This is a genomic window from Leptolyngbya sp. FACHB-261 (assembly GCF_014696065.1).
In the GTDB taxonomy this organism is placed as follows: Bacteria; Cyanobacteriota; Cyanobacteriia; order FACHB-261; family FACHB-261; genus FACHB-261.
On record NZ_JACJPL010000032.1, the window covers coordinates 80376 to 100398 of the forward strand.

Here is a 20023-nt window from a genome sequence, read left to right on the forward strand (position 1 = left end):
TGTCAGAGATGTACAGAATTTAGCCGATCGAGCTCAGCTTGCAGCCAAGACTCAAACAGTTCGTTAAGAAGACGTTGTTTCATCGCCGGGTCAAGACGGGCAGGCACGAATTTTTCCAGGCGAACAATCACTAGCCATTCGCCCAGACGTGTAGGAGGCCACAATTGACCGGGCTGACTGACACAGAGCATACGTGCCAAGGCCGGATTCGGGGTGCTCAGTTCTGCTGGACCAATGAGCCCGCCAGTCTGAGCTTCTGGACCTTGTGAGTGTTCTCGGGCTAGATCCCCAAAGGACTGTTCTCCTTCGCGAATCCGGAAATATAGCTCTTGGGCGGTTCCAGGATCCTGGGTGCGGATCAGAGAATAGATGACCTTATCTAGCTGAGTTTTACGCTGAAGGAAATAGGGCTCTAGTTTGTTACCCCAGGTTGCCTGCTTAAACTTTTCCAGGCGCAAATTACGGGTAGTCATGGCTGCTACCTGCTCGGTAGACAGACCTGCCTGCACTTGCCAAGCTGAGCGGGCAGCCTCAGAGTTGAGTTGCTTGTGCTCATAAAACTGCTGACAAGCTCTGTCGCTTTCTTCGGGAGTGCATTGAATCGCGGCAACCGCCTGGTCGATAATAATCTCCCGCAACAGCTGAGGTAACATCTGGTAACCAGCCAGCAGAGGAATAATCTCCTCAGCCGTGATTGCACGGTTATCAACTTGCAGAACTGTAGTCATGTGATGCTAACGCGGCTGACTCCGAGGTAGGGGCTTGTCCTATTCTTTCAATACTTTCACAACCTCAAGACGAGAAGGGGTTATGAAAGGATTAAATCCGGTGAGGCATCCCTATCTATTTACCTCTGGTCAGTGCCCCAGCCAATCAACCCGTTGCACTAAGGCGGTTGCACAGCACAGAATTTCATGGACCAACCTGTGAACTTAAGCACTTTTAAGCTGAGCCTAGGCCCTTGCCGACGGTAGGTTTAGAAATGTAACAATGTCAGAAACCGTAGAACGGGCAGTAGCTGGCACTAACATTCACATGCCTCAAACCCAGAGTGCCCTAATCTCTACCAGCCTAACGAGTATTCCAGATCAGCGACAACCCGCGTCACAGACCTTTGCTAAATTCCAGGCTGGGTCAACCGCAATCCTACAGCAAGCGCTAGAGACGATCTTTGGCTGCTAGCTGAGTTGGTAGAATGAAGAGCTTTAAAGCGCAACGCCAGAGCTTAACAGATGACGAGGTAACAGGGCACAACTCCGTTCAGCTTGTCATCTAAAATTCTTTGGAGATCAGCTTTCAATTTAGCGCGAACTCTCAAAGCGGAATCAACAGATTCTTTGAGCAATTTCTCAATGAGTTCAACCCGTCTTGAGAGACTATATTGGCAGATTTATCTTACTTCTGATTGAACCGTTTTATTCAGCAATGGAATCAGGCTTAGCTTACCAAACCACAGTTCTAAATCTAAAGAAATACTAAGAAACCGGACTATTCAGAACCGCAATTTCAATCTATAAAATTTATAGCTTCTGGACTTGCTCAGTCATCGTTTATAGTATGACGAGCAACCTGCTAGCGCAAAGAATTTTGACTTTGAGGAGTCGATGACATGGCCCGAATCATAGGCACACTTGGCAATGATGCTCTGTCTGGAACTGTAAGAGACGATGTCATTGAGGGCCTGGGTGGAAACGATACTCTTCTGGGATTAGAAGGCAACGACGCTTTATTCGGTGGTGACGGCAATGACCGCCTTGATGGAGGTCCGGGCAATGATGCTCTCAATGGAGAAACAGGCAACGATACGCTGATTAGCGATGCACAAGGTGGTCGTGTCCTTAGGGGTGGTGCTGGCAACGATGTTTACGTCATTAGCAACATCACTGATTTAATTGTTGAAGATGTAGGGGCTGGCATTGATACAGTTCGCTCGCTTCAAAATTTTGAGTTAGAGCCAACCTTAGAGAACTTGGTTTTAACAGGAACGGCGATTCGAGGTCTTGGCAATAACCTTAATAACCGAGTTACAGGTAACCTCCAGGGCAATTTTTTGCTAGGCCGAGCTGGTGATGATGTCATGATCGGCAATGGGGGCAATGACTTCATTAATGGAGGTACTGGCAATGACAACCTCAACGGCAACTTTGATGACGACACTCTGCGCGGTGCGGCGGGGCAAGACACAGTTGAGGGTGGTAGCGGCGATGATCTAATCTTTGGCAATGACGCATCTTTCAATGTAGATGGCAGTGTCAATCTGCTGGTAGACAACGGCGATGCCAGGGACCAGATTAATGGCGGCAACGGCAGTGACGTTATCTTCGGTGGTCTTGGCAATGATTCAATCACAGGGGGCAACGATGATGATGGCATCATTGGTGGCTCGGGGCTTGACACCCTGGTTGGGGGTAATGGCAATGATGAGCTTTTTGGCAGTGGCATTGAGAACAGCTCTGGTAACCTGAATAACTTTGTCGGTAGATTCAGGGGAGCAGGCGGTTTAGTTACTGTCTCCTTTGAGAACGACGGACGGGATGTTCTAATTGGTGGCGAGGGTAATGATCGTTATGTTGTTACTGCCGCTGATGTTATTGATGAAAGCTTTGTCGATAGAAACAGAGATGGTCGCGATGATGATATAGACACTGTTTCCACTGGAGTCGATTGGGAGCTGGGCGAAAACCTGGAGAATCTCTCCTTTCTAATCGGCTCAGATGCGGTTCGAGGCACTGGCAATAGGCTTGCGAATATCATCGAAGGTAATAGCAGAAACAATATCCTCTCTGGTGGCCTGGGTAGCGATCGAATCTTTGGCGATGCCAGTGAAGGAGGTTTCGGCAATGACACGATCAACGGCGATGAAGGGAATGATTTTCTAGTCGGAGATGACTTAGGTTCTGACGATACTACTCTGGGACAAGCCCTCACAGACCCAATAACCTTTTTTACGGGAGACGGCAACGACACGATCAATGGTGGCGATGGCAGAGACACGCTAGTCGGTGCCGGTGGCAGTAATGTTCTAAACGGCGGTGCAAATGACGATTTCTACTTCGTCACCAGTAACAGCGATCTGATCCGAGAGGGCCAAAACGGAGGTCGAGATAGCGTTAACTCTTTTGTTGACTTCACCTTAACTGCAGGTAGTGAGATAGAAGAACTCAGGGTGAGACAACTGGGCATTACCGGCTTTGGGAACGAATTCAATAACGTCATTCGAGTTGATATCGGCAATGTCTTTGTTGGCACTTCTGGCGACAATTTTTTAGTGGGTACTGACACTGAAGATGTCTTTTATGGGGGTGCGGGGAATGACACTCTGTTTGGTTTCGCCGGCGATGACACCTTTATTGCTGGCACGGGCAATGACACAGCGAGCGGTGGCGATGGCAGCGATACCTTTGAGGCTGGCGATGGCAACGACACGATCGATGGCGATGCGGGAAGTGACACGATCAACGGCGATGCGGGCGACGATACATTAAATGGCGGAGGCGATAGTGACCGGCTGAATGGCGGCGTTGGCAATGACATTTTGAGTGGAGGCACGGGGGATGATGTTTATACAGTTGAGAATCCCCTTGATCAAGTCATCGAAGCGATTAATGAGGGCAATGACACAGTTCGCACCAACTTCAACTACAGCTTATTAACCACAGCTGATGTTGAAAACCTGGTCCTAACAGGCGCAATTGCAACCCTAGGAACAGGCAACGAGCTCAACAACACGATTACCGGTAATATCACAGCCAATACGCTGACCGGCAATGGGGGCAATGACACGCTGGGGGGTGGCGGCGGCAACGACACCTTAACGGGTGGCCTTGGAGACGATTCTTTTGCCTTCTTAACCGGCAGCAGCTTCTCTGCGACAGCCTTTGGCATTGATACAATCTCTGACTTTGCTGTTGGTGTTGACAGCATTGTTCTGGGCGAAACGACCTTTTCGGCCCTTCAAAGTGCAATTGACAATGGCTTTAGTGTGGCGACCGAATTTGCAACCGTCACCAGTGATGCAGCAGCGGCCACTAGTGCAGCTTTTATTGTCTACAACACAGCAAACGGCAATTTGTTCTACAACTCAGATGGAGCAACGGTTGGGTTCGGTACTGGAGCACAGTTTGCAGTCCTCACCAATCGTGCCAATATCTCAGCGGCAGACTTTGAAATTAGCGCGAGTACGGGTACAGATGTAGACATTACACAACCTGAAACTATCCCTGTTATAGAGAACAGCAACCTTCTCAATGGCGGCGGCGGTGACGATACGCTCACAGGTGGAGTTGGCAATGACCGGGTGATTGGGGGAGCAGGGAATGACCGTCTGGTTAGCAGTCTGGGCACTGACGTTTTATCCGGGGGAGATGGGGATGACATCTACTTCATCAGTGCACTAACGACAAATGTTGATAACCTGTCGCTCACGACCACTATCTTCGAGCGAGCTAATGCTGGTATTGATACCGTTCGTTCAGCAATTAGCTATGAGCTGGGCAGCAATTTAGAAAGATTATTTCTGCTAGGCAACTCAGAGATTAACGGCGTTGGTAATGACCTAAACAATACGCTGACTGGCAACGCCCAGGCTAATACTCTCGTTGGACGAGGTGGCAATGACACAATTGAGGGTGGTAATGGCAATGACACCGCGATTGGTGATCTTGGCGATGATGTTTTGAGCGGCCAGGGCGGCTTCGATGCGCTGGTCGGCGGTGCTGGCAATGATGCCTTATATGGCGGTGCTGGCAACGATGTTCTGCGAGGTCAAGACAACAATGACACCCTGGTTGGGGCCTTCGGTAACGATAACTTAATCGGGGGCGGGGGCAATGATCAACTCAACAGTGGCGCTGGCGCTGATTCCCATACTTTCCTATCCAATCGTCGCTTCAACACAGCTGATTTTGGTATAGACACGATCGTGGGCTTTGTGAGTGATATCGACAAGATTTCTCTGAACAAGGGCTCTTTCCAAGCTTTGGCCAGCGTGGTGGGCAGTGGCTTCAGCGTGGCCAGTGAATTTGCCAAAGTAGGCAGTGATGCAGCGGCGGCCAGCAGTACAGCACTCATTGTTTACAACACCTCGAACGGCAACTTGTTCTACAACCTCAATCGGGCAGGAGCAGGGTTTGCCAACGTGGCAGGGGAAGGTGGCCAATTTGCCGTCCTAGCCGGTGCCTCTCTGCTCAATGCTTCTGATTTCCAAATTGGCAATTTGGTAGATGCCTAGTGAGTTGATTCTCATTCGTAATCTCATAGCCTAATGAGCAAAAAAGCAGGGCTGCGAAGTTTGCAGCCCTGCTTTTTATTGGTTCACTTTTTGGGTCACTTTGAATTTCTAGCTAAGGCTGAAATCAGCACTGGTAATGATGCTGGCTTGAGTAGTTTTGAGGATGGCTAGCACTTCACTAGTGCCTTGGAGAACCAACAACGTATCTTGTTGGTTGCTGCCGGAGCCTTGGACAATTGCTAGCTGGGCAAACGCTAAACCACCGGACAAAATTAGGCGGTCTTGACCATCGGCAAAGTCTAAGATCGTGTCTGTGCCTGAGTTGGGAGCCAAAACAAACTGGTCACTGCCCCTGCCGCCGGTGAGGGCGTCGGTGCCGAGACCACCTTCAAGCAAGTCATCGCCGTTCCCACCCAGCAGTTGGTCGTTGCCGACTTCGCCCAGAAGGACATCATTGCCATTACCCCCATCAAGACTGTCGCTGCCATTGCCGCCTCTGAGCGTGTCGCTGCCGTTACCACCGCTGATTGCATCTCTACCAGAAGTGCCGTTGAGACTGTCGCTGCCATTGCCGCCATTGAGCACAGTGAGCGTACTGGACAAGCCGAGACCAACGACGACTGGATCATGGTCAGATGAGCGATAGGGCGTTGGAGTATAGAGATCTGGGGACTGGTTAGCACCTTTGAACTCCAGGTTGTAGTCAAGGATCCTGGGCTCGTCAGCATTGATGTGCCATTCGGTTGCTCCAGTTACTTGAGCGCTGAGTTCGGAGGTGGTAAAGGCGTGATCTAAGCGCCCAGACTGCCCGTCAAAGACAAAGGAGTAAGGGTTAGGTATGAAGCGCCCCAATTCATCCACTAGCCCACCAGAGCGCAGCACATCAATGGGATCTTCCTCGCCGTAGGCGTTCAAATCGCCAATGACTAACACGTCATTGTCAGTAGAGGCAGCTTTGACTTCGTTGATGAAGCCAAGTAGCGCTTGCGCTTGCTGCACACGCTGGGCGTTGAAAGCTCCTTGACCGTCCCCCTGGTCAGCATCTGGGCCAGTGCCCTCGCCGCTTTTGGATTTGAAGTGGTTGACAACTGCTGTGAACGTCTCCCCCGTGTCGTTGGAGACAAAGGTCTGCGCGACCGGTAGACGATTGTAGATGGCGTCGGTATCGCTAAGGGACGGACCAACTGGTGTAACCTCACCAGGCTTGTAAATCAGCGCAACTTTGATGGCATCAGTACCAGTGCCAGTGGCCGGATCGCGAATGTAGTCGTAACTGCCTGCACCGGCCGCAGCGTTAAGACGGGAGACTAAGTCAGCAATGGCTGAGTTGGGTCCATCGCCATCGTTTTCGACTTCAATCAGGCCCAAAACATCAGCATCAATCGCCGTGATTGCGCTGACAATTTTGGCGCTCTGACGCTCAAATTCCTGAGGAGTATTGGCACCTCGGGCTGTGGGGAAGCCACCACCCAGGCCATCACCATTGAAATAATTCAAAACGTTAAAGCTAGCAACTTTTACATTGCCGCCAACTGGATCTGGTGCAGCCGTACGCGGATTGGTCTGAGCGAAATCGGGATCAACTGTCGGCTGGAGCCGGTAATTGTTGAAGCCATAGCCCAGAACACCTGTGAGGTTGGTTGTTGTGTCACCCACTCGCAGCGTGTTGTTGGCGTTGAGGAAGGGAATCGTGGTTGGGTTCTGAACACTGCTGCCATCATCGAGCAGGATGCTGCGACGGTCATTGAGGCTCTGCTGGTCTGTGACCGCAGCAACATTGTTCTCGTTGTTCTCAGTTTCAGCGGTTGGGATATCGGTGGGATCAATTGAATTGGTAGGGTTAAACAGCCGTCCTTCTGATGACAGCAGCAGTTCACCGAAGCGAGCCAGGTTAAAGTTTTCAGTGACGGTTAGAGTTTCTGGAAAGGTGACCAGCATCCCCTCGTAACTTTCCAGATCACTGGTTGTTGCAACTGGCAAATCGAGCGTGATAGGTGCAATGGCTCCTGTTCCTAACACATTAGCGTTGCTGCCTGTGATTTGAGTTTGGCCAAAACTTTCAGCAACCGTACCTGTTACCTGTACCAGTTGACCTACTGTGACGTCAGAGCCCGTGAAGGTAACGAAAATGCCATCCGAGGTTGAACTATTGCCATCACCCGTTGCATCTTGAACGAAGAAGCCGCCCAATTGGTTGCTAGCCTGAAAATCGCCTGTAACCACTCCTTGAAACGTGACCGTTTGACCTACAACAGAACTAGCAGCACCACTGCCCTGAATGTTGTAGATCGGGGTGAGCGCAACGTCGTTGTCGGTGATGCTGACGCTGAGATTAGGAATCGGGGTGAGCGTATTGGAATAAGCGGGGTCAACACTGCTGGTGATCGTGTGGCTAATGATGCCCGTATGCGGTGAACCCTCAGGGCTTGTATCATTGACAGCTTTAACCGTAATCGTCTGTGGGTTGGTACTGTCTAGGGTTAAAGTCACTGAGTTAGAGAAACCCAAGCCATTGGAGCTAAGCTGCATTTGTCCATCAGCAGCGATCGTAATTTCGACAGGGCCAGTTGGCGCAGAGTTTAGGGCAATCGTGTAGGTGTCAGTTGTCTCGCCTGCCTCGTTGACAGTGGTACTGCCGCCTGATTCAGCAATCGTTACCCGGGCGGTAGTTCCGCCGCTAAAGTTTTGTCCTGTATTAACCGCACTGTAGGTGCCAGGGGCGGGAGCAGACCAGGTAAAGTCTTCGTAGGTCGTGCCAGTACCACCGAGTTGTAGAGATTGACCCAATGGTTCAGAGCCAACCTCCGTTCTGCCAATATCAGTGCTGGTCAGGCCATTGGCTGGCCCGCCTACTGCCGTGAAGGTGCCTTCATAGCTAAGAAATTGCACCACTGTGTTACTAGAATTAACCAGCGCAATGCCATCTGGCGAACCATTCTGAATGCCATTAGATGGGTAGGCAAAAAAGAGTGTACCGAAGCCGTTTTGTTGGTCAGGAATGACGCCGCTAAGCGCACGAGTGTCATAAACAGCGCCGCCATTGCCGTTGTAGAGAACCAGACTCCAGCCCGAAAGATCGGTGCCTGCTAGACCGGCAATCTCTATGCCTTCATTGGCATCAGTTCCTGTATTGTCGTAGTGAAATTCGTTGATAAAAACACTAGTTGCCATGAAGTTCTCCTGATGGGTTGAGAAAACAAGCTATGGGTTAGCACTAAAAACCGTTGCCCTAGTTCGCAGGGCGTTAGAGGCTGCTTGGTTACTTGCTCAAGCAGCCGCATGCAGCGATAGAATGGTCCTTATTTCAACGGCTCAAACCAATACAAGTTGCTCACTCAAAGTATTCACGAACTGGCCAATCTCTTGAGCAGTTACGAGAGTTTACCGAGCCTTAATCCATGCTTAAAGTAGCCCTGACTCCGCTTCGAAAGATAACACTTAGATCTAGATTTTCTAAAGTGTTTATTGTCAAAAAATCTGTAAAGGCTGGGTAGAGCTCACATAAAGATCCTGTAAAGTGCTCTGCAATACATCGATTAGTCTTGCCTTAAAATCACATCTAAGGAATGCGAAACTGGTGTTTTTGCAACAGTTAAAAACCGATAGCTAACTTGGTTTTTATTGCGGTTCTGCTAATAAGTGACAAATAAATAAATCTCCAAGAAGCAATTTCTTCTGCACAATCAAAGCCTTTGATTGTGCATGGTTTTGAAAAAATACTATTCCGGCTCAAGCTCGGATCTGTTCAACTTCAGGTCCAGCCCCTAGAATAACGGGGTGAATTGGCCTAAGAAGAACTCTGCCGATGGCAATCATTGCACTCAAAGCCTGGTATTTGCGACAGTACGAGCCTCTGCCTGAGTTGGAGAGACGCCCTCACGACTTGCGTTTGAGCAAGCAAAGCCTTCTCAAATCGGGGTTGCGGGCCGATTTTCTAGATGACAGTGCACAGGTGCGGACCTCTGAATGGTTCCAGAGCTACCTACAGGGCGACCTAGTGGAGTTCTATATCGAGGGCAGTGGTGGCTATGTCATCTCCAACATTGACCTGATCAGTCACGAAATTTATTTCACCAAACGGGAAGTTTTGGCCCATCTGGACCCTACCCTTTTCTTTTGCTATCAGACCCAATACCCCGAGGCGAGCGAAACCATTCGCAGTGAACTACAAGACATCCTGGCCAGCATCAACCAGCGCTCCCGTCTGGCCCTGAAGCTTGAGGAATCCCATCGGCTTACAGATGGCCCCACCCGTCTAGAAAGCACGGTGACTCGCAAATTGCGGCGCAGTTTGCTCTTTATCGCGGATGTCACCCCAATCAGTCAGCTCAACGGCGAGCCACCCCTGCTGCTTCCCAGCCCTCAAGTCACGGTCGAGGTGGGCTATGCCCTGGAGTGCAAGCGGCCTGAGCAGATTTTATTGCTGCAACTGAATCGCAAAGATTTACCTGGGCAGTTCCCGTTCGACCTGCCGATCCAGCAGCGCCTGAACTTCGCTAACCCCAAAGAACTGCACAAATTTCTACCCGCCGCGATTGAAACTCAGCTCTCCCGCTTCAACTTGCTCACCTAACTTACAGGCCTAAAGCGCTATTTCTGGGGGTCACGCACCATAATAAGTGTGCTCTAAGCGAGGAGAAGGATGTCATGACGAGCAGCGTAGATCGCACCAAGCGCACCCGTAAGCCCAGCGAGTACCTCATTCACATCATGTTGGAAGGTGGGCATCGGCAAGAGGTGCGCTTCGCGGAGATTCAGGATTTTCAGAAGTGGTACAGCGGGGAGCTGGTTCCCAAGTCCAGTTCCAACGATTTCATCAGCGTGCCCATCAAGAACGTAGAGGGTGAGTTTATGGTGGTTCGGCCCTCGCGCGTGTTAGCTATTCGGGTGGAACCAGTCTTCTCCTCTAGCGTCGAGCGCTATTGAGAAGACGACTCGAACGCCTTAGTCTGTAACTCCTACCCGAAACCCCTGCCTGAAACCCCCGTCCGAAACCCCCGTCCGAAACCCTTAGTTGGATGAAAACATTGCTCCCAGCAGCACTTCTCACTATGGTGCTGTTTTCTGGGGGGCCTACCCTGGCTCAAGTGCCCCCCACTCCCTCCACTCGAGTGTTATCGCCGGTCCCGCCAGCGAAACTCCCGCCCGAATTAGGGCTCGATGAGCAACTCGCCAGCGACCGCACTGCTCTGCTACAGGCGATCGACCATAGCCTGCAATATCTGCGGGCACCCAGTTCCCAGGTTCGCTATCGGGACTTAGCGATTCCGGGTATCACGCATGAGCGTGTGGTACGCAGTCTGGTGCGCTTTCGGCAATTGTTGCTGGACTCACCATCGCCCCATGCCCTACAAACAGCTGTGCGGCGCGAGTTTGAACTCTACCAGTCTGTCGGCTTTGACCGACAGGGAACCGTCGCCTTTACCGGCTATTTTGAGCCGACCTATCGGGCGAGTCGTCAGCCCACCTCTGAGTATCGCTATCCGCTCTATCAACTGCCCCAGAACTTCGCGCAATGGTCTAAACCCAATCCTAGTCGGGCGGAATTAGAAAGCGGCCCACTGTTACGAGGGCTGGAGCTAGTCTGGCTGCGCGACCGCTTGGAAGCATTTCTGGTTCATGTTCAAGGCTCAGCCCGTTTGCAAATGACCGACGGCACGGTGATGAGTATCGGTTATGCGGGCAAAACCGACCAGCCTTATACCGGCCTCGGGCGTGAGTTAGTTCGCGATGGCAAAATTCGTCAGGAAGACCTGAATCTGCCAGTTCTGATCCGCTACTTCCAGCAGAACCCCAGCCAACTGGATATCTACTTACCCCGCAATCGCAGCTTTGTTTTCTTTCGCGAAACCAATGGCGCTCCGGCAACCGGCAGTTTGGGCGTTCCAGTCACGACTTGGCGCTCAATTGCTACAGACCGCAGCCTGATGCCACCCGGCGCTCTAGCCCTGATTCAGAGCACCTTGCCTATCCCCAATGCTAGTGGCCAGCTAGAGCAGGTTTGGGTCAGTCGCTATCTGCTTGACCAAGACACGGGCGGTGCAATCCGAGGTGCCGGTCGGGTAGATGTTTTTATGGGCACTGGCTCTCAAGCGGAAGCACAGGCTGGGCTAACCAATGCCTACGGCAGGCTTTACTATCTGCTGCTGCGCTGATTCTTAATGAGCTGATTATTTCAATTATTTCCGGCCTAGCTAACCAGCATTCGGCTCAGAGCTTCGGTTAAGACCTTGACCTCGGAGTCGTTGAGGTAGCGCGCGAAGTGCTCGGCAATGCCTTGCGCGTACACAGGCCACATTTTTTGCTGCATTGCCAAGCCTTGTTCAGTCAAGACGGCAAATGCACCGCGCCGATCGGTTGGACAGGACTCGCGGCGAACCAAACCAGCAGCTTCTAACCGATCGACTAGCCGAGTCAAGTTACTGCGCGTTAGAAGCACTGCCTGGGCGAGTTCACTCAGGCGGAGCCGCTGATCAGGGGCTTCTTTGAGCGCCAACAACACGTCGTACCACTCCAGAGGCGGCAACCCTGCTTCAGCCAGCTCATGCTCAATGCGACCGAGCAGCTGGGTATGAGCGGTCAAGAACAGCCGCCAGAGTGAACTGCGAGAATTTTCCAGGTTAATGCTCATAACTTCAGTATCACCAAATTTAGTTGCATATGCAACTAAATCAGTGCTATACCCTTACTAATTGCAAGTGCAATTATCTCAAATACAACCAAACTAACTCGCTCAAGAGGATGACAAGATGGCCACCAAAATCACCCGCCAAGAGCTAAAGGCCAAACTGGACGCAGGCAAAGCCCTCAACTTAGTGGAGGCGCTACCTGCGAGCTACTATCAGGAGAAGCACCTGCCCGGTGCATTAAACCTGCCTCTGAACCAAATTGAAGCCTTGGCCTCGACTTTGCTGCCAGACAAATCAGCAGAAGTGATCGTTTACTGTGCTGACGATGTTTGTCAGAATTCCAGCACGGCAGCCAAGCGTTTAGAAGCGCTTGGCTATACCAACGTACGAGATTATCACGAAGGTAAGCAGGACTGGGTCAAAGCAGGCTTGTCGACAGAAAGCGGTGGAGTGCCTGCTCCAGCAACTCTTCCAGCCACTCTGTAACAGATTAGCCAGACTGGAGAGCAAACTCAGTCGGGTTTGCTCTCCATTAGCTATCTACTGGCTGTCTACAAATTTGCACTCAGCGAAGAATAAAGGAAAGCTCAATGAAGCTACTAATTAACGGAGTCTGGCATTCAAATCATGCCGATTCTGGGCAACTGGGAGCAGGTGCAATTCTGAGTGCCCTCAGCGGCAGCTTATCGCCAGAAGCAGAGGCTGCGGTCAGCGTCTTTCAGAGCTTAAAGAACAACCTCAATCGCATCTTGAGCCAAGGCGGTTCGGGTGAAGAATTCAACACACGCGGCTTTGCTGCTGACGTTGAGCTAGCCGCAGCCTTGAATGTCAGTCATTGTGTTCGCCTACTGGCAAACGGGGCTTACAGGCAGCAGACGGTTCAGCCAGAGCAAGCAGAGCCCTAGAACCGCAGCTAACGCAAACTGCCCCGCTTGCGTTGCTCCCGCTCAATCGCCTCAAACAACGCTTGAAAATTGCGCTCCCCAAAACCCGGAGCTTGAGCACGGCGTTGGATGATTTCAAAAAAGAAGGTCGGCTCTTTAAACAGAGGCTGCATAAAGATCTGCAATAGCACCTGTTCAGGACTGTCCTCATGCCAATCCACCAGAATTTGTGCCGCTGCGAGGGCGTTCAGATCTAACCCCCAAGCATCTAAGCAAGCCTTTAAGCGCTTGCCCAGACGTTGTTGCAGCTGCTCATAGTAGCTATCTGGGACAGCTAGAAATTGAACCCCTTGTCGCCGCAAATCGATCACGGCTTGCAGGATGTCGTCGCTGTGTAGGGCAACGTGTTGCACCCCCGGTCCGCGATTGGCATCCAGAAACTCTTGAATCTGCGAGTTTGGGGTCGAGGGTTCATTGAGTGGAATGCGAATCACCCCCTCACCGAACATCATCACCTCACTACGCAGGGCCGAGTGGGGAGTTTGAATCTCAAAGCGGCGGCTGGAGTGAAAGCCAAGCACCTGGCGATACCAGGCCACCAGTTCAGCCATCTCCCCCGCCGCCAAGTTCAGCACCACATGATCCAGTCGCGTAAATCGGCTGGTCCCGCTTTGCACAGACAGGTCTAATTTACAGGGCGCAAAACCATCACCCGCACACACATCCTCTACATGTGGCACTTCAGGGGGTGAACGGTGCTCAATTAAGCTATGGGTCAATGAGCCTCGCAGAGCAATCGCGGCCCAGCGCAAGGAGCCTAAATCCTGAAGGGGCTGTACGATTGTGGCTCCCCGTTGCTTTAAGAGCCGCAGGCTACGTTCCAGGTCATAAACTTGGAGACCAATGCCTGCAACACCTGGAGGGTGGCGACGCAGATAGCGCGCTGCCGATCCTTCGCTGCCGGTCGGAGACGAGAGGACCAAGCGAATCGAACCGTTTTGCACCACCCTAGTACGGGTAAAGGCATCTCGACTACTGCCGACCCAGTCGAAGCCTAGACAACGGCTGAACCAGTCTTGCCAATACTCTGCACAGTCGACATAGAAGTGCAGGTGGTCAATGCCTAAAAGCTCTAGTGTTTCGTCTGTCGAACTCAGACTTGTCGTCAACCCACGCACGATCTGCCCTGTCCTGTGTCCACAGGGCAGCTTACAAGGCTGATTCCGAAAGCGGAAGCCTCAAGGGGAAGATGCTGTTTGCTCAATTTATGCTCTAGTTTTGTGCCCTAGTCCTAGGATCTAGTCTTGATCTTCGAGCTTCTGGTGTCGGTAGACTAACCAACCCAGCGAGAATACCACGCCAGCCGTAGACAGTAAGCCAACGAGCGTCAGCATGGCGATCAAGCGTTGCTGCTGCGGCCATTGGTGCTGCTCTAAAATCCAGTGAAAGCTGAGGCTAGCGAAGGGGGTGGCAACCAACGCGTAGTAGATTCCCGGCATGAGCAACCCACCCACTAAAGATTTGGGAGGTGCGCCCGGACGTAGAGGTGAAATCTGGTGTTGTGCCATGAGGGAATGTTGCTTTTCTCCATCCGATTTGGCCTGGTCAGGAGCAGTCTTTGCTCCTTTAGAAGTAGTCACAGGCACTTTGGGCTTGCCCTTATCTATGTTGGGCTGTTCGGTTGGCATTGAGCACTCTTAGACCAGCTTTGTTACACTTTTTAGCGCTGCGTTACCGCAGGGTTGCGTCCTCGCTCAGTCAGGGTCTACAAAACTTGATGACTTTCGGGCATCAGGTTGAACTCCGGGGAACGGCTGAAGACGGTTAATTGAGCGCGAAAACATGGCATTTCAACTGTATTGACAACTGTTCGAGTCCTCAGCATTTTGGTACAGTCAACTTTCAGATTGACACTATCCCAGAACAGAGAAGCGCTCCTATCGAAATAGGGAAGCGTGAATTTTCACACCAAAGTTTGAGTTCGTCAGCTAGATATTTAGTAAAACCAACTACCCACATTTGGCCGTACAGTCTGCAACTGCCATCACTATGGGGTGTTTGACCAAGGTGCTGGGGAAGTTGCAAATGGGGTCTGCTTTCTGCTTCGGCAGGCATGAACTTTACACTTCTTAAAATCTTGTCTCCAGGTTAACCTGTTTGTTCTAGTCAACGGCTTTCTAGATCTCCTACTGCTTTGGAGATCCCACTATTTGATCGCCGCTTTACACTTACGGGTCTTAACTTTCAGGGTTCCAGGCCCTAATCTCTGCAGGCTGTGATTTCAGGCTGTCAGGGTTGTCACTATATTCATCACTCATCAGCCCTCTTCATCAACGTAGAACCGGTAAAAGACATAGCCGTCTTGGAAGGGCTGATCATCCGAAGCATGGTGGATAATGCCTCGCTCCACCAGAATTTGTCCGATCTGGATTGCTTCTTCCCGAGTCCAGTCTTGGCTCTGCACCAGCCACTCGACAGCCTCTGCACCAATGAAGCAGGCAGGATACAGATTCTGGCGATAGCGGCGGTCCTGGATCTTCACGCCTCCGGTTCCTCGCATCGCAGCCACTAACGCCTTAACGTCCAGGGTTGCCAGTCTCTGGTTGAGAGCACTTGGGGTAACTGGCCTAGAGGCAACTGATGAAAGATTTATTGAAGCTTGTGGAGCTGGCACTGGTTGCACTGGCTGTACCGGTGGTGGAGACGGTATCTCAGTGACTCCGCTGCCATTGGGAAGGTAAAGCTGCTTCTCAATCGGGGACGTCACCTGAGAAGACGGTGCATGCTGCTGAAGCCAGGCCGCAATCAATTCCTCTAGACGAGGCGAGCGCAGATGCAGGTCGCGTTGCGGAAACGGCACTTCAATGTTGTAGCGACGCAGACTCGCCTCGATCCGGTAGTACAGATCGCTTTTGACGCGAAACTGATTCTTGGGATCACCAGTCCAAACCATCAGCTCGAAGTTGAGGCAACTATCGCCAAAGCTCTGAAACCAGACCTGAGGCCGGGGTTTGACCAGCACCTCTGGATGACTCTTGGCCGACTCTAGCAATGCTGCTTGCACCTGGTCGACATCAGAGCCGTAGGCAACCCCAACCGGTAGCCGCAGGCGGGAAACTGGATCCCCATGACTCCAGTTGATCACCTCGCTCTCCAGAAAGCGGGAGTTCGGCACAATAATCGTCACCTGGTCCAGGGTCAGAATCTCGGCGCTACGGGCCCCGACGTGCTTGACCGTACCCATCAAGTCAGCGACCTTGACGAAATCCCCCTCCTGAATCGGTCGCTCTAGTTTGATGATCAAACCGCTGATGAAATTGTTGGTGATGTTCTGGACACCAAAGCCAAGGCCGACCCCCAAAACACTGGCCAGAATCGCTAAGGAGCCTACATCCAAGCCCCAAATTTGCAGCAGTACAATCAGCCCCAGAAAGGTGAGGATGTACTGGGTCAGAATGGCAACGACCTCCTGAGCAGCGGCATCAGCACCGGTCCGGCTCAAGACGTAGGACCTAAACAGACGGGTAAGGCCACTGACTGCAAACCACAGCCCCACGGTGAAGGCCAGGAGCAGTAACAGGGTGAGGGCTGAGTAGTTGCCGCCACCCAGGCTGATCACAGGAGCTGCCAGAAATTTGAACAGCGCATAGCGCCAGCTACGGATCTGGGGGAAGAGATCGCTGAGATAGAAGCCCACAGCGGCCCACAGGCCAAACTTTAAGCCCAGCAGCCCTAGTTGGAGAAATAATTTTGCGGGTTGCTGCCAGGGGTAAAGCGGCTCCGGGGACTGCCCCCACAGCCGTACTAGCAGACGAGACAGCCAGCGCTCTAAAAATCGCAGGCTGAAGTGAACTGCGATTGCCCCAAGCAATACGCCAGCGCTAAATAAACAGGCTTGCCGGTAGTAGACAAGGGTTCGCTCCAGTTGGCCCTGTCGTAACGCAGATTCAATCGAACGCCGCCAGATCAGCGCTTGACTGCCGGGACTCGTTCCTGAAGTGACATCCTCTTCGGTCACTGTTAGGAGCAGGCGCTCATCGGTTCGGTTGCGGATCAGGGTTAGCTGGCTTTCCTGAGCAACTTCCAGATCCACCGTCGCGGATTCTTGCACCAGTTGTTCTAGGGCCGCGTTAATGCTCTCAGCCCGCTCAGCAGCGCTTAGGTTACCAGAACTGTTGACCTGAAACAAAACCCGACCATCCACGACTACCGGAGCCTTGCCAGGAGGAGCGGAGGGAGCTTGCGCCAGACCGGGGGTTGATCCCAGGATCAGGAGCAGCGTGAGCACGCCGAGCAGCACCACTGACCAACGGCGCCACCAACGACGGCACCAACGACGCAAGGGTCTCCCTAATGCTTGCCCTAATCCTCGTCCCACTCCTGGGGACGATCGCTTGCGCTCAGCCATGAGTGGGCTCGGAGAGGCTAAACGCATTAGCTTCACTGACCTTCAGGCCCGATACAGAACCAGTCAGGGCTGAACCTACCGGAACACGGGGACGAGAGCGCTCTAGCAAGGCACTGACCAACAGCCAAGCTCCCAGGCCCATCGACAACAGCACCCCAATCCCCACCAGCCAGATCACCAATGTGTTCTTTGGCAAAACGCTGGCTGGCCGCAGTATACTCACCGGATCACGGACCGTGTGTTCGGTCACATCGTGGTCAGCGCCTTGCATTAAGGTGGCAATCATCTTATAAGGACCCATCCGCAAAGTATCTTTGCTCGCAAAAGGCTGGCTGCCTTTACCAATTGGCCGTCCATTGAGAAAAGTGCCGTTGGCACTGCGGTCAGTGATGTACAGCTGTTGATTGGCCAGTGTAATCAGGGCGTGAAATCGGGAGACCTGCTTATGAGCTAGCTCCAGACGAGAGACAGGTTGCTCCCCCAACTTCTCTGGCATCTGACTAGTATCCCGACCGATTGCAATCGGTGGAGTCAAAATTGGTCGGTGTACCTCGCCAGTGGTTGGGTCTTCCCACATCAGTTGAATGTACATAGGCTCAGACCAGCTCAGACAAAAGTTTTGGGCGTGATGAATTGTACAGACCTGGTTAGATTAGCGGGTAATACAGTCATTGACTGAGTCCAGGTCTAACCTCGCGAGATTGCTAGCTGCCAAGAGTAGCAGAGGACAAACTGACTCATCGGCGCTGGCTGCCACCCTCAAGCCATAACAGTTATACACAGCTCCCCTGTAGGTGAGGAGACTCTCACTCGATGGCAACAGTCATGAAGAAGATAGAGAAAGTGGTTATTGAAAAGCAGTTGTGAGCCGACCAGCCTGTTGGTACATAGTCTGTCCACCGGAGCGGAGGGCTAGCCTACATCAAATCTCAATCCTCAGAAATGGCCACAATCAGACCAAGATCACAAGATTGAAATTAGGTCAACCAGCACTGTTCTAGATCCCTTTAGAACTAGTGGTTCGCCCGGAGAAAACAATTTGAATTACAGGCAAGTACAGATTGATCACGCCTGATTTAAGGTGGCTACCTCAATAGCAACTCGCCGTTTTAGAGAACGGGTTTAGAGGTTGGCAATTGGGAGCAGCAAGTAGCAAATTTTCATTAATCGTTAATCCCGCAAATAATCCTGATTACCAAGCAAAATACTTGTTATATCGGTTTGTTAGGCTATGGCTTGGCTGCAACAGGCGTTCAATTAACCCCACTTCGAGGTTGCACCGTTCCTATGGGATCAGCTTCTGACAGCGCGGCAGTCGCCCAAACTCAACAGCACCTGCTTATTGTTCAGGATGGGCAAGGCAGCCGAACCATTCTTCTTGAAGCAGCCAAGTACAGCTTGGGGCGTGATCCCTTAACCGATATTCCTCTGAACTCCGAGTTTGTCTCACGTCAGCACGCGCTTCTGTTACGTCTGCCAACTGAAGCAGGGCAGTACCGCTACCGAATTTTAGATGGGGATTTAGAAGGTCGGCCCAGCGCCAATGGCCTTAAGGTTAACCAGGAGCAGGTTAGTTCCCACGACCTAGGCCACGGCGACCGCGTTATCCTTGGCCCCAATGTTGAGCTCACTTATTTTGTGCTGAGCGGCGAAAGCAAGCTAGAAGTTTCACGCATCTCCGAGGGCACTGTCGTTGCCTCTACTCACCTAGCGAAACAAGCTCAGGATCAAGCACCCAGCCTGCCAGTTCAAACTGCCTTATCTGCACAGCCTGCCGCCTCGCTCTGGCAACAACTTTGGCAGTGGCTACGACGTAGCTGAGGCAGTTTAAACGCTCAAAGATCGCTTAAAGCTTTGCCCAAAGACCAAAGCATTGCTCAAAGCTCAAAGCTCAAAGCTCAAAGCTCAAAGCACAGATGCCTGTACAACGGGCTTCCGAAGGGAAAAAGCGTATTGGGACAGGCATTGGTTAAAGACAGCTCATCAGGACACCTATATTAAGAATCAAAATTTTCTAGTTAAGGTTTCCTAGGTTAAGAGGCTTAAGCTAGCTAACCGATTAGCTTCTTTCTTTGATAGCTGGAGCGGCGCTTGACCATAATGTTGGGCTAGCTGCACTAGCTGCAATAGCACTGCCTGCAATAGCACTTCAACAGCCAAGCAATAGCCAAGATCTCAGTCTGCACAGCAAACTCGATTTCGGCCTTCCCGTTTGGCTTGATACAGAGCTTGATCCGCTTGCCCTACCAGTGAGGCAAACGAATCAGCCTGATTGGGCACTATGGCCGCGACGCCGAAGCTAGCGGTACAGCCTAGGGCTTCGACTGCTAACCGTAAACCCTCAGCAACCACCCTCGCTCCAGCTAAATCCGTGTTAGGCAGAACGACGGCAAACTCTTCACCACCGTAGCGAAACACAGCATCTCCAGCTCGGTGCAGATGCGTCCGCAGGGTATTGGCGACGCAAGCCAGCAACTCGTCCCCAGACTGGTGTCCATAGGTATCGTTGTGGCGCTTGAAAAAGTCGAGGTCAACCATGACCACTGCCAATGTCGATTGAGTTCGGCAGCCACTGCGCCACTCTCGTTTGATTGCCTGGTCAAAAGCCCGACGGTTGCCCACCTGGGTCAAAGCATCGGTGTAAGCAACTTGCTGCAGCTTACGATTGGTGGTCTTTAGGTGATGGTTTTCGACCTGTAGGACAGCTAGCTGAGCCAGCAAAGCTTGGACAAGGGACAGTTCAGCGCCACTTTGAGAGGGGCTAGCGGCGTTGAGTTGTTGTGAGTATGACTCCACGGTCCGAGCGCTTATTGTCACCATGGCTAAGGCATCCGCTACAGAAATGGACTGACCAGGACAGAACATGAGGCAG

Annotated in this window: 16 protein-coding genes; 8 read left to right on the top strand and 8 right to left on the bottom strand. The window is 52.0% G+C overall.

The window, feature by feature from the left end; genetic code table 11:
• Positions 1-2 precede the first annotated feature (2 nt).
• Positions 3-728 (bottom strand): peptidylprolyl isomerase, encoded by a 726-nt coding sequence (locus tag H6F94_RS30330; RefSeq protein ID WP_190806033.1) that lies wholly within the window; start codon positions 726-728, stop codon positions 3-5.
• Positions 729-990: 262 nt separating this feature from the next.
• Here H6F94_RS30330 and H6F94_RS30335 point away from each other — a divergent pair, with 262 nt between their 5' ends.
• Both H6F94_RS30335 and H6F94_RS33165 read left to right on the top strand, forming a co-directional pair.
• The gene (locus H6F94_RS30335) at positions 991-1182 is read left to right on the top strand and encodes a hypothetical protein (RefSeq protein ID WP_190806034.1); all 192 of its coding nucleotides are present in this window, start codon (positions 991-993) and stop codon (positions 1180-1182) included.
• A gap of 427 nt (positions 1183-1609) precedes the next feature.
• Positions 1610-5230 carry a beta strand repeat-containing protein gene (locus tag H6F94_RS33165; protein ID WP_199320760.1) on the top strand — a complete coding sequence of 1207 codons (3621 nt, stop codon included), beginning with the start codon at positions 1610-1612 and terminating at the stop codon, positions 5228-5230.
• 108 nt (positions 5231-5338) lie between these two features.
• Here H6F94_RS33165 and H6F94_RS32730 read toward each other — a convergent pair whose 3' ends face one another.
• On the bottom strand, positions 5339-8401 hold the full coding sequence (locus H6F94_RS32730; protein ID WP_277878197.1) for an ExeM/NucH family extracellular endonuclease: 3063 nt from the start codon (positions 8399-8401) through the stop codon (positions 5339-5341).
• Positions 8402-9035: 634 nt separating this feature from the next.
• Here H6F94_RS32730 and H6F94_RS30380 point away from each other — a divergent pair.
• The 3 genes from H6F94_RS30380 to mltA all read left to right on the top strand — a co-directional run bounded on the left by H6F94_RS30380 (position 9036) and on the right by mltA (position 11385).
• Positions 9036-9803 carry a hypothetical protein gene (locus tag H6F94_RS30380; protein ID WP_190806035.1) on the top strand — a complete coding sequence of 256 codons (768 nt, stop codon included), beginning with the start codon at positions 9036-9038 and terminating at the stop codon, positions 9801-9803.
• A gap of 74 nt (positions 9804-9877) precedes the next feature.
• A complete protein-coding gene (locus H6F94_RS30385; protein WP_190806036.1) occupies positions 9878-10156 on the top strand; it encodes a hypothetical protein in 279 nt (92 codons plus the stop codon).
• A gap of 125 nt (positions 10157-10281) precedes the next feature.
• Entirely contained in the window at positions 10282-11385 is a 1104-nt protein-coding gene (gene mltA, locus H6F94_RS30390) for a murein transglycosylase A (RefSeq protein ID WP_242041518.1), read from the top strand.
• A 35-nt stretch (positions 11386-11420) separates the two neighbouring features.
• Here the strand turns inward: mltA and H6F94_RS30395 are convergent, their stop codons facing one another.
• Positions 11421-11861, bottom strand: a complete 441-nt coding sequence (locus tag H6F94_RS30395; protein WP_190806038.1) for a MarR family winged helix-turn-helix transcriptional regulator — start codon at positions 11859-11861, stop codon at positions 11421-11423.
• A 118-nt stretch (positions 11862-11979) separates the two neighbouring features.
• On the opposite strand from H6F94_RS30395, the gene H6F94_RS30400 reads away from it, so the two are divergent.
• Positions 11980-12345, top strand: coding sequence for a rhodanese-like domain-containing protein (locus H6F94_RS30400; RefSeq protein ID WP_190806039.1), 366 nt, complete (start codon positions 11980-11982; stop codon positions 12343-12345).
• Between the two features lie 104 nt (positions 12346-12449).
• On the top strand, positions 12450-12764 hold the full coding sequence (locus H6F94_RS30405) for a 2-phosphosulfolactate phosphatase (RefSeq protein WP_190806040.1): 315 nt from the start codon (positions 12450-12452) through the stop codon (positions 12762-12764).
• An 8-nt stretch (positions 12765-12772) separates the two neighbouring features.
• Here the strand turns inward: H6F94_RS30405 and hppD are convergent, their stop codons facing one another.
• The 4 genes from hppD to H6F94_RS30425 form a co-directional block, all read right to left on the bottom strand.
• Positions 12773-13912, bottom strand: coding sequence for a 4-hydroxyphenylpyruvate dioxygenase (hppD, locus tag H6F94_RS30410; RefSeq protein WP_199320761.1), 1140 nt, complete (start codon positions 13910-13912; stop codon positions 12773-12775).
• A gap of 129 nt (positions 13913-14041) precedes the next feature.
• On the bottom strand, positions 14042-14431 hold the full coding sequence (locus tag H6F94_RS30415) for a hypothetical protein (protein WP_190806041.1): 390 nt from the start codon (positions 14429-14431) through the stop codon (positions 14042-14044).
• A 629-nt stretch (positions 14432-15060) separates the two neighbouring features.
• Entirely contained in the window at positions 15061-17151 is a 2091-nt protein-coding gene (locus H6F94_RS30420) for a DUF8459 domain-containing protein (protein WP_190806042.1), read from the bottom strand.
• Positions 17144-17743, bottom strand: a complete 600-nt coding sequence (locus H6F94_RS30425; protein ID WP_190806043.1) for an FHA domain-containing protein — start codon at positions 17741-17743, stop codon at positions 17144-17146. The genes H6F94_RS30420 and H6F94_RS30425 overlap by 8 nt, the downstream gene beginning before the upstream one ends.
• 695 nt (positions 17744-18438) lie before the next feature.
• On the opposite strand from H6F94_RS30425, the gene H6F94_RS30430 reads away from it, so the two are divergent.
• On the top strand, positions 18439-18972 hold the full coding sequence (locus H6F94_RS30430; protein ID WP_190806044.1) for an FHA domain-containing protein: 534 nt from the start codon (positions 18439-18441) through the stop codon (positions 18970-18972).
• A gap of 354 nt (positions 18973-19326) precedes the next feature.
• Here H6F94_RS30430 and H6F94_RS30435 read toward each other — a convergent pair whose 3' ends face one another.
• On the bottom strand, positions 19327-19947 hold the full coding sequence (locus tag H6F94_RS30435) for a GGDEF domain-containing protein (RefSeq protein ID WP_190806045.1): 621 nt from the start codon (positions 19945-19947) through the stop codon (positions 19327-19329).
• Positions 19948-20023: the final 76 nt, after the last annotated feature.

Coding starts and splice junctions, on each gene's coding strand:
- H6F94_RS33165 (WP_199320760.1), top strand. CDS start 1,610: ATGGCCCGAATCATAGGCACACTTGGCAATGATGCTCTGTCTGGAACT.
- H6F94_RS30380 (WP_190806035.1), top strand. CDS start 9,036: ATGGCAATCATTGCACTCAAAGCCTGGTATTTGCGACAGTACGAGCCT.
- H6F94_RS30330 (WP_190806033.1), bottom strand. CDS start 728: ATGACTACAGTTCTGCAAGTTGATAACCGTGCAATCACGGCTGAGGAG.
- H6F94_RS30415 (WP_190806041.1), bottom strand. CDS start 14,431: ATGCCAACCGAACAGCCCAACATAGATAAGGGCAAGCCCAAAGTGCCT.
- H6F94_RS30385 (WP_190806036.1), top strand. CDS start 9,878: ATGACGAGCAGCGTAGATCGCACCAAGCGCACCCGTAAGCCCAGCGAG.
- H6F94_RS30420 (WP_190806042.1), bottom strand. CDS start 17,151: ATGGCTGAGCGCAAGCGATCGTCCCCAGGAGTGGGACGAGGATTAGGG.
- H6F94_RS32730 (WP_277878197.1), bottom strand. CDS start 8,401: ATGGCAACTAGTGTTTTTATCAACGAATTTCACTACGACAATACAGGA.
- H6F94_RS30405 (WP_190806040.1), top strand. CDS start 12,450: ATGAAGCTACTAATTAACGGAGTCTGGCATTCAAATCATGCCGATTCT.
- H6F94_RS30400 (WP_190806039.1), top strand. CDS start 11,980: ATGGCCACCAAAATCACCCGCCAAGAGCTAAAGGCCAAACTGGACGCA.
- H6F94_RS30395 (WP_190806038.1), bottom strand. CDS start 11,861: ATGAGCATTAACCTGGAAAATTCTCGCAGTTCACTCTGGCGGCTGTTC.
- H6F94_RS30335 (WP_190806034.1), top strand. CDS start 991: ATGTCAGAAACCGTAGAACGGGCAGTAGCTGGCACTAACATTCACATG.
- mltA (WP_242041518.1), top strand. CDS start 10,282: ATGGTGCTGTTTTCTGGGGGGCCTACCCTGGCTCAAGTGCCCCCCACT.
- H6F94_RS30430 (WP_190806044.1), top strand. CDS start 18,439: ATGGGATCAGCTTCTGACAGCGCGGCAGTCGCCCAAACTCAACAGCAC.
- H6F94_RS30425 (WP_190806043.1), bottom strand. CDS start 17,743: ATGTACATTCAACTGATGTGGGAAGACCCAACCACTGGCGAGGTACAC.